This is a genomic window from Streptomyces sp. NH27, from assembly GCF_056859195.1.
Genome location: NZ_JACEGK010000302.1, coordinates 1 through 9,593 on the forward strand (window position 1 = coordinate 1; position 9,593 = coordinate 9,593).

6 protein-coding genes and 2 pseudogenes are annotated in these 9,593 nt (G+C 73.8%); 4 read left to right on the forward strand and 4 right to left on the reverse strand.

The window, feature by feature from the left end:
• Positions 1-41 precede the first annotated feature (41 nt).
• The gene (locus AC13HU_RS23080) at positions 42-1,283 is read left to right on the forward strand and encodes an aldose epimerase family protein (RefSeq protein ID WP_483043845.1); all 1,242 of its coding nucleotides are present in this window, start codon (positions 42-44) and stop codon (positions 1,281-1,283) included.
• 38 nt (positions 1,284-1,321) lie between these two features.
• Here the strand turns inward: AC13HU_RS23080 and AC13HU_RS23085 are convergent.
• Positions 1,322-1,984 (reverse strand): annotated as a pseudogene (locus AC13HU_RS23085) (phosphatase PAP2 family protein); the annotation flags it as partial.
• 698 nt (positions 1,985-2,682) lie between these two features.
• Complete coding sequence (locus AC13HU_RS23090) at positions 2,683-4,260, reverse strand: GDSL-type esterase/lipase family protein (protein WP_483043846.1); 1,578 nt, start codon at positions 4,258-4,260, stop codon at positions 2,683-2,685.
• A 311-nt stretch (positions 4,261-4,571) separates the two neighbouring features.
• On the opposite strand from AC13HU_RS23090, the gene AC13HU_RS23095 reads away from it, so the two are divergent.
• The 3 genes from AC13HU_RS23095 (at position 4,572) to AC13HU_RS23105 (ending at position 8,006) form a co-directional block, all read left to right on the forward strand.
• A complete protein-coding gene (locus AC13HU_RS23095) occupies positions 4,572-5,657 on the forward strand; it encodes an NAD(+)/NADH kinase (protein ID WP_483043847.1) in 1,086 nt (361 codons plus the stop codon).
• Positions 5,658-5,710: 53 nt separating this feature from the next.
• Positions 5,711-6,073: a hypothetical protein gene (locus tag AC13HU_RS23100; RefSeq protein WP_483043848.1), complete on the forward strand. Its 363-nt coding sequence runs from the start codon at positions 5,711-5,713 to the stop codon at positions 6,071-6,073.
• 142 nt (positions 6,074-6,215) lie between these two features.
• Positions 6,216-8,006 carry a hypothetical protein gene (locus AC13HU_RS23105; protein ID WP_483043849.1) on the forward strand — a complete coding sequence of 597 codons (1,791 nt, stop codon included), beginning with the start codon at positions 6,216-6,218 and terminating at the stop codon, positions 8,004-8,006.
• Between the two features lie 280 nt (positions 8,007-8,286).
• On the opposite strand, the gene AC13HU_RS23110 is transcribed toward AC13HU_RS23105, so the two are convergent.
• Complete coding sequence (locus tag AC13HU_RS23110; protein WP_483043850.1) at positions 8,287-9,369, reverse strand: ABC transporter permease subunit; 1,083 nt, start codon at positions 9,367-9,369, stop codon at positions 8,287-8,289.
• A pseudogene (locus AC13HU_RS23115) lies at positions 9,366-9,593 on the reverse strand (hypothetical protein); the annotation flags it as partial. The pseudogene AC13HU_RS23115 and the gene AC13HU_RS23110, both read right to left, overlap by 4 nt.

Sequence of the window (9,593 nt, forward strand, 5' to 3'; positions counted from 1 at the left end):
GGACCGTCGCGGCATGCCTTCCCACCGGCCCTCGTCCCAGGATGACCATGCCCCCTCAGTCCGCTGTGCCCGCCGCCTCCCTGCGCCGCTCGCCGTTCGGTACCGCACCTGGCGGCGACGCCGTCGAGTGCTGGACGCTGGACTCGGGCACCGGGGTGCGCGCCGAAGTCCTCGGCTACGGCGCCACCTTGCGCGGCCTGTCGGTGCCGGACCCGGCCGGGCGCGCCGACGACGTGGTGCTCGGCCTGCCCGCGCTCGCCGGCTACACCGCCGAACACCCCTACCTCGGGGCGGTCGTCGGCCGGTACGCCAACCGGATCGCGTACGGCCGCTTCACGCTCGACGGCCGTGCCCACCTGATACCGCCCAACGACCGCGGGCACGCGCTGCACGGCGGCCCGGACGGCTTCCACCGCCGGGTCTGGCACGCCGCGCCCGCCCCGGACAATGGCCCGGGAGCCGCCGCGCTACGGCTGACCCTGCACAGCCCGGACGGCGACATGGGCTTCCCCGGCGCGCTCGACATCGAGGTGGTCTACCGGCTGACCGCCGGTACGGGCACGCTGAGCGTCGACTACCGCGCCCGTACCGACCGCGCCACGCACGTGAACCTCACCAACCACGCCTACTTCAACCTCGCGGGCGCCGGGCGCGGCGACATCCTCGGCCACACCCTGCGGCTGGACTCCGACGCCTATCTGCCGGTCACCGCCGAGGCGGTGCCGCTCGGCCCGGCCGTGCCCACCGCGGGCACCGCCTTCGACTTCGGCCGGGCGCGTCGGATCGGCGAGCGGATCGGCGACCGGGACCGGCAACTCGCCGACGCCGGCGGCTACGACCACTGCTGGGTGCTGGCCGCGCCGGACCCGGCCGGGGCGCCGCGCCGGGCCGCCCGGCTCACCGACCCAGGCAGCGGGCGGTGCATGGAGGTATGGACCACCGAACCGGGCATCCAGGTCTACACCGGCAACGCGCTGGACGGCTCGCTGACCGGCCCGGCCGGCCGGCCGTACGCGCGGCACGGCGCGGTCTGCCTGGAGACCCAGCACTTCCCGGACTCGCCGAACCGGCCGGAGTACCCGGCGACGGTGCTGCGGCCCGGCGAGCTCTACCGCAGCCGCACCGAGTTCCGCTTCCCCTACTTGGCGGCGCCCTCGACCGCGGCCGCGGTGCCCGACGGCTCGTCGGAGCTGTCGCGTGCCGACGGGACGGGCGCCGGATCCCCGTCCCCATCCCCGTCCCCGTCCTTGCCGCCGTCCGCGGATCGGCGCAGCTTCGGGTAGGCCCGGCGGCCGAAGAGCAGCCGCTGGAGGAGGAAGCCGATGGCGAGGGTGGCCGCGCCGGCCACCGCGTCGGCGAAGAAGTGGTTGGCGGTGGAGATGATGACCACGAAAGTGGCCAGCGGGTAGCACACGCCGAGCACCCGCAGCCAGGTCCAGCGGGCCAGGAAGAACAGCGTCAGCCCGCACCACGCCGACCAGACGATGTGCACCGACGGCATCGCCGCGTACTGGTTGGACACCGTGGAGACGTGCCCGGAGTCCCAGGAGCCGTGGGTGTGGTGGCTGACGATGGTGTCGATGAAGCCCTCGGACCTCAGAAAACGCGGCGGGGCGAGCGCGAAGAGCGTGAAGCCGACCAGCGCCAGGCATGTCGCGGAGTACAGCGCGGTGCGGGCCGCCCGGTAGTGCTCCGGGCGGCGGGCGTAGAGCCAGATCAGCACCGCGGGCGTGACCACGAAGTGCAGCGTCGCGTAGTAGTAGTTCATGCCGACCGTCAGCCAGTTGATCTTGTCGACCGCGTGGTTGAGGCTCAGCTCGAAGTCGATGTGCAGCAGCCGCTCGAAGTGCAGGACCTCGCGGGCGCGGTGCAGCGCCTCGGTCTTCTCCCGCGGGACGTAGCGGCGGGTGCGGCTGTAGGCCAGGTACAGGCCGACGGTGAAGGCGAGTTCCAGCAGCAGCCGGGGCCGGTTGCGCGGGCGCATCCGGGCCGGCAGCAGCGGGAACCGCCGCAGGCCGGTGGGCCGGTCCTCGGTCTCCGCGCTCTGCGCGGTGTCGGCCGAGCCGGTGGTCGTGGCGGTCACCGGGCACCCCCCGGCCCGGCCGCGGCCCGCCGTCGTGCCTCGGCACCGCCCCGGCGGTGACGGGTCGGTGCAGGTCCCGGCCGTCGCCCGCAAGGCGACGGGCTCGGCAGGCTCGGCGGATACGCCAGCAGCATGCGGTCGATCTCTCTTCCCGAACGATCCGGCGACAAGCCGGGCGACTCGCCCGACACTACATCGGACACCAAAACGCCCGTCCACCGATACCGGGCGGACATCTCCGCGCGTTCGACGCGGTCACGGAGCGTACCGGCCGCCGCCGCCGATCGCCAAGTCGCGGTCGACGGCGGCCGGGTGCGTACGGCGCCGGCGCGCGGAGGTCCGAAGAGGTCGGCGCGGTTCGCCCGGGCGCGAGCGGTGGCGGCAGGCGCGGCACCGGCCGCGGACCCGGAACGGGCCCCGGGCGCGGTCACATTGGGTGATGTAGGTGATCTTGGCCACACAACGCCGGTGCCGGCGCAGCACCGGCAGGGCATCGGCGCATCACGGGTACGGCCCGGCTGCGGTACCGCCGCGGCAGCGGTACGGAGCCGGCGCGCCGGCGCTGCGACACCGTCAGGAACCCCGGCCGGGCGCGGCGGTCAGGGCGTCGGCGCGGAGGTGCCGGCAGACGTGCCGGCGGGGGCGCCCGCGCCGGCCACGCCGCTGGGGGCCGTCGTGGTCGGGCCGGTGCCCGGCGTGCCGGAAGTGCCCGGCGTGCCGCTGGAGTCCGGTGTCGGGCCGGGCCGGGCCGTGCGGTCGGGGTGGGCGGCCCGGTCGGCCTCGATCGCACCGAGCGCCTGCTGGTCGGCGAGCGCGATGGAGAGTTCACCGGCCGCGGTGGGGTGCAGCGGCGCCTTGCCGGTGGCGTCCTGCACGAACGGCTGCTCGCTGCACAGCTCGTGCCCCTCGAAGCCGGGCCGGGCGACGGCGAAGTGGAAGGTGGCGGCGCCGCTCTCCAGCACCGCGTTGAGGTCCGACAGCCGTGAACCGAGGACGTCGGCCTTCTCCCGGGTGATGCCGTCCTTCTTCAGGCAGCCGGTGTCCGCCCCGAACGGGTCGTAGTACTCGTTGACCAGCACCGCCGGATGGTGCGGCAGCGCGGCGAGTTGTTCGAGCAGGTCCAGGTAGTCCTGGGTGAAGCCGGCCAGTTCCTCCTTGAAGTACGCGGTGGACGCGTCGTCGTCGCAGACCGGCGCCGCCGCGCACAGCCCGGTCAGTACCGACCAGTTCATGTCGTTGGCGCCGATGCTGACGATGACGGCGGACGCGTCGCTCGCGCGCTGGGCGACCGCGAGCTGCGGCGGCACCACCTTGCCGCCGCGCACCTGGACCCCGAGGATGCCGTCGGAGACGGTGGCGCCCTGGCAGGCGAGGTTGAGCACCTTCCAGCCGTTGGCGGCCGCGAGGTCGGCCGCGTAGGCGTCGGAGCTGCGGCCGCAGGTGCGGTCCAGCGCGGTGGGATGGTCCACCAGCGGGTTGCCGATGCCGGCGGCGGTGGAGTCGCCGATCACCACCGCATGGATGCCCGGCAGCGCGGGCCCCTTGGCGGCGGGCACCGGCTCCGCCCGGGTTCGGCCGACCAGGTCGTCCAGCGTGTGCACCTGGCGCAGCACGCGCGGGGTACCGGACGCGAGCAGGTACACCCCGGCGGCGTTGGCGGCGCTCACCGTCACCAGGGTCGCCGCGAGCATCGTCAGCATCGTGCGGGGCGAGGTGCGGCCGACGCCCGCGACGGCGATGGTGATCACGCCCGCGCAGCCGGCCGCGACGAGGGTCTCCCAGATGCAGTAGCGCTTCCAGCCCGCCGCGAGCTGCCGGCTGAGCATCGGCACCAGCGCGTTGTCGCCGTCGGCGTGGAACGCCTGGTTCACCTGCGAGTCCAGGGTGATGTGGGCGAGCTTGAGTTTGGGGCGGATCGGCCCGTCGAAGCGCGGCTGGGTCGGGATCGCCTCGCCGAACAGGTCCAGTTCGCCGGGGCCCGACCGGCTCAGCCCCGGCTCGGCGGCGCCGACCTGCACGTTCTGCCCGGCCGCGGAGACCGACTGCATGGGGGTCAGCCGCACCGCCAGCCAGATCCCGGCCGCGCTGGCGACCGCGATCAGTACGGCCGCGAGCAGCAGGTTACGGCCCCGGCGCAGCCACCGGGCCCGGCCGTTTCCCAACCGCACGAGCCGCACGCGCTCCCCTCTCGCCTCCCGGGTCCGTCCTCGCGGGCGGCCCTGTCCGTTCCATTCCGTTCCATCCTGAGCGGCTCCCCCGCCCGGCCGCCTGTGCACGACCCTATCGGGTCAACCCGGACGAACACCCCATCGCACCTCAGTCCGCCCCCTCGGCCGGCCTGGCACGGGCACCGCCGTGTGGGGGATACCGGTCACCCACACGGCGGTGCCGGCGCCGCCACTCCCCCGGGCCGTTCCCCGGGGCCGTTCCCCCGGGCCGCGCGCCCGCCGACCGGGCCTCGGACCCGGACCGCCCCTACCGTGAAGGGGTGATCGAGCGGATCGGGCTGGTCGTGCACGGCGGCAAGGAGGCCGCCGTGGCGGCCGCGGCACGCGTCGACGCATGGGCACGGGAACACGGCGTCCCGTGCGCGGAGATCGACGTGTGGAACACCCCCGCCGCGGACGGCGACGAGGCGGACGGCGGCGTGGGGCGGCGGACCGCGCTGGAGGAGGCGGAGCAGGCCGGGCTGCCGGACCTGGTGGTGACCGTCGGCGGCGACGGCACCTTGCTGCGCGGGGTGCGGGTGGCCGCGGCGGTGGACGCGCTGGTGCTCGGGGTCGACGTGGGCCGGGTGGGATTCCTCACCGAGGTGTGCACGGCGGACCTGGAGGCGGCCCTGGACGCGGTGCACGCCGGCACCGGGCACGTCGACGAACGGCTGATGCTCACCATGCGCGCCTCCCGCCCGCTGGAGATCCCGGCCGGCATGCGGGCGTTGCTGCGCTACGGCCGCGGCCCTCTGCCGCCGCCGCCGACCCCGCGCGACGCCGATCCCGGGCACACCGGGTGGGGCGTGCCGCTGGACGTGCTGGGCCTGAACGACGTGGTCTTCGAGAAGCTGGCCAGGGACCGTCAGGCGAGCGTCGCGATCTACGTGTCGGGGCGGCTGTTCGGCTTCTACTCGGCGGACGCGTTCGTGGTGGCCTCCTCCACCGGGTCCACCGCGTACAGCTTCGCGGCGGGCGGGCCGATCGTCTCGCCGCACCTGGACGCGCTGGTCTTCACTCCGGTGGCCCCGCACATGGCCTTCGACCGCAGCCTGGTGCTGTCCGCGCGCGAGCAGCGGGTGGCGGTGCGGGTGCTGGAGCGGTCCGGGCAGGTCGCGGTCAGCGTGGACGGCCGGCTGTGCGGGGTGCTCGACCCCGGCGACTGGGTGTCGGTGTACGCGGCGCCCCGGCGGGCCCGGCTGGCCCGGCTGGCCGATCCCGACTTCCTCGGCCGGGTCCGCGACCGGGTCGGCCTGGCCGACGCGCCCGCCGCGCTGGCCGACGGCTCGGCGCCCCCGGTGTATCGCCCGGCCCAACCGCTGCCGGACGACCTGGCGCACCCGGGCCCGCCCGATATCCGCTGAGACCGACCGCGTGCGCCCGTTACACACATACGTCGACGGCGTACGCTCCCGACATGAGGGACAGCGATTTCGTACGGCGGATCATCGGCATCCTCACCGAGGCCCGGCAGATGCAGGTGCTGCTGGAGGAGGACCCCGACCGGCAGGACATCTCGGGCGACAACGTACGCGCGCTGCTCAACGAGACGATGCCGACCATCGAGTTCCCCGCCGACGCCACCCCGGGCGAGATCGGCGAGGCGCTGAGTCTCCAGCTCAGCCCGGTGATCGAGCGCCTGACCGGGGCCTTCTCGCTGATCTTCCTCCAACTCGCCGACATCCACGACGCGGGCCGCACCGACGTGACGTCTGCGGACATACTCCAGGACCTCGCCCTGCGGGCCGACGAGCTGTGGCCGGGCGAGGAGGAGTCCTGACCGCGGAGGCCCGGCGGGGTTGCCGGAGGGGTTGCCGGGTGGGCCTGCGCCACCCGAGCACCTCGTAGATTTTCGGATCATTCCGTCGTCTGGGCGGAGCCCCCGGGCCGGGCCGATAGTTGGGGGCAATACGCTGGGCCACATGTCAACACGAACGTCGAAATCCGGCTTGAGCGAACGCATCGCCGACCAGGTCGCAGAAGGACCGGAGGGCATCTCCACCGCGCCGGTCCGGGTACCGTCCGGCTGGTGTGTGCTGGACGGCGACGACACGGTGCTGTTGCTCGACGACGAGCTGGCGGAAGTCACCCGGTTCCCGGCACCCGATGGTGTCGGCATGTCGCTGCCCGGCCGGCATGCGGTGGTGAGCGCGGATCGCCGGTGGGCCGCGTTCGCCGGTGACGGGCAGATAGCTGTCGTTGACGCTGACGGCGGGACCGTCTGGCGCACGCGCCATCCCGACCTGCACGGCGCCGGCGGAGCCCGGTTGCCGGGCGCCGTCGCTTTCCCGTCCGGAGATGGTCACCTCTTGGCGTTCGTACCGGTGTCGGGAGACGGGGAGGAACCGAGCGGCACCGAGCGGCTCGAACGGTGGGTGGTCGAGCTCCCCTCCGGACTCGTGCGCTCCCGCACCGCCACCGGGTATCGCGAACTGGACGGTCGGATCCGGCCCGACGGTCAGGGATCCGGTGCCGCGGACTTCGTGGACGAAGGGTTCCTGGTCGCCCACCACAGCGGCGACGGCCCGGACGAGCACCTGGTGCTGGACGCCCGGTCCCTCGAACCGGCGGCGCGGGTGCACTACCCCGATCCGAGCCGGGCGCCGCAGACGGCCGGCACAGTGAACGGCCGGGACGACACCTGGTTGACCTGGGCGAAGGACCAGCCGTTGCAGCGCTGGCGGCTCCTGCCGGAGCGCGCGGCCGAACTGATCGGCGAGGCACCCGTCGAGACCGTGGGCGCGCCGGTCCGGCTCCCGCACGGCTGGTGCGCTGTGGGGACCGACGGCGCGGCCGTGCTGTTCGGGGAGGATCTCCGGCTTCTCGCCCGGTTCCCGACGCCTGGGCCGTTGCCGGTCCTCCGTGTGGCGGTGAGCCCGGACCTGCGGTGGGCGGCGTTCGCCGGGCTCGGGTACATGGCCGCGGTCGACGCCGACGGCCGGACCGTGTGGCAGGTACGCCATCCCGACCTGTTGGACTGTGGCTGCGAACCGCTGCCGGGAGAAGTGGTGTTCCCGCCGGAGGCCGGTCACCTGTGGGCGTTCGTACCGGTGTTGGGTGTCAACGACGAAGAGGACGGCGCCGAATACCTCGAACGTCGGGTGGTCGAACTCGCCACCGGACAGGTGCTGTCCGTCTCGCCGCACGAGTCGTACTTCGAACGCGCGCTACGGCCTCATCCCGACGGCCGCACGTTCGCGGAGACGGTCCTCAGTAACGCCGACGGCACGCAAGGCTCCTGGGTGCGGTGGACCGAGGAAGGCACGTCCTCGGTGGAGGCAACGACGGACGGCATCCCGCAGGACGTTCATCCTGATCGGCTCCACTGGCTCGCCTCCGGGTACACGGGGCCGATCCTGGGGCGGTTCGACAGCGCGGACACCGTCGAGTACTGGGACGAGTGGTACGAGTACGAGGAGACCTGCTTCGCCTCGGACCGCGACATCCTGGTCCGGCGTACGGCCGGCGAGCGGGTCGAGCATGTGCTGGTGGCGATGTCGGACATCAAGGCCGTCGCCGCGGCGGTGCGCTATCCCGGCGAGGACGGTGCACCACGGACCGGCGCCCTCGTCGGCGGGAACGACGGTACGTGGGTGACCTATGAGGACGGCCGGCCCTTGCGCCGCTGGCGATCTGCCCGAACAGGTAAGGATCTTCGCCGAACGTCGCGTACGCCCGACCCCGGCGCGCCGCCCCGCCGGCCCGCCGGATAGGTGGCCCGCCGGATAGGTGGCCACCCCCTCGCCGTCCCGGGCCCAGCCGACCTGGCGGCAGCCTTCCGCTGGTCCGAACACCGCACCGTGTCCCACACCTCGCTGGTCTCCCGGCACGGCAACCGCGTCCTTGGAAGTGGTGCAGCGGGTGGGACCTGATCCGGGGGACTTCCACACCAAGACCTGAACCCACCCGAACCAGTCGAATTCCCCGCGCCCGCAGGGTGAATGGCCGGGCCGCGCCGCTCGGCAGACCGCGTTGCCCAGCGCACCGCACTGCTCAACGCGCCGTGATGCGGGGGACGTACCAGAGGCAGAAGGCCGCCAGCACCGCGCAGGCGGCGAGGCAGATCGCGGTCTCGACGAGCTGGAGCGGGACGAACTGGTTCATCCGCAGGTCCTTCGAGTAGCCCCCGACGATGTGGTGCCGGCGCAGGCAGGTGGTGATGTTCTTGACGTTCGGGGAGGCGCAGGGATCGTGGGTGGTGAGGGTGCCGTCCGCGCGGACCAGGCCCTCGCCGATGTGCCAGCCGTCGCGCGGCCAGATCGCGAACCCCGCGCCCTTGTGGATGGAGGGGGTGAGGAGGTGCGGACGCAGCTTCTCCAGGCCGAGCAGGACGGCCTCGGTGAGGGCGGCGGAGAGCGCGACCGCGGGCAGCGTACGGCGCAGCAGCATGCCGGTCGCCGCGCCGATCATCAGGGCGAGCAGGATGTGGGCGACGCCGACCGGGCCGGTCCAGGCGAAGAAGTCCCAGTCGTTCCACCCGACCAGGGAGCGCCAGGCGTAACCGCTCAGACCGGGGCTGTTGTGGCCGCGCCAGCTGAGGTACCACCAGGCGGTGACCGGCACGGTGAGCAGGACGGCGCCGAGGCCGGTCACCGCGGTGGCGGTGGCGAGCTTGACGCCGACCCATTCACGGCGGCCGACGGACTGGCTCCAGGCGAGCCGGTGGGTGCCGGCCTCCATCTCCTGCGCGAACAGCGGCCCGCCGATCAGCGCGGCGACGACGAGCGGCAGGTAGCGCAGCACCGTCGGGCACTTGCGGAAGCGGAAGAGGATGTTGATGACGCCCGGGGTGGCCGGCAGCGGCCCGTTGTCATCAGGGGCGCCCGGTACCGAGCAGGCTATCGGCTCGGTGCGGCAGGCCCCGGTGAAGTGGTGCAAGCCGACGACGAGTTGGCGCGCCTCCCACACCGACCAGAGCGCGGCGAGGGCGGCGAAGAGCAGGACCGTGCGGTAGGCCGCGCGGTGCTTGCGCCAGGCCGGCCAGGCGGGTCCGGCCGCCCGGGGCAGCGCGAAGGGCAGCAGGGTGGGGCGTTCCGCGCGCGGCGGCCAGGCGATGTAGCGGGTGAGCACGCTCACCGGTCGAGGTCCTCGTCGTCGCGCCGGCGGCTACGGGGCGGCTCCTCGGCCCCGGGCTGCCGGACGTCGGGGGCGCCCAGGGGCTGGGCGTCGCCCGGTGCGAGCAGCGGCGGGGCCTGCGGGTTGCGCAGGTAGGCCAGCAGGATCTCCTCCCGGGTGGGCGGTGCGGCGGTGCCGGCGCCGACGAGGTGGGTGGGGAGCTGGATCATCGCGGTGAGCTGCCG

What these genes read in the sequence shown, in the direction of transcription:
- AC13HU_RS23080 (WP_483043845.1), top strand. Translation starts at nt 42, where the DNA reads ATGACCATGCCCCCTCAGTCCGCTGTGCCCGCCGCCTCCCTGCGCCGC.
- AC13HU_RS23100 (WP_483043848.1), top strand. Translation starts at nt 5,711, where the DNA reads ATGAGGGACAGCGATTTCGTACGGCGGATCATCGGCATCCTCACCGAG.
- AC13HU_RS23105 (WP_483043849.1), top strand. Translation starts at nt 6,216, where the DNA reads ATGTCAACACGAACGTCGAAATCCGGCTTGAGCGAACGCATCGCCGAC.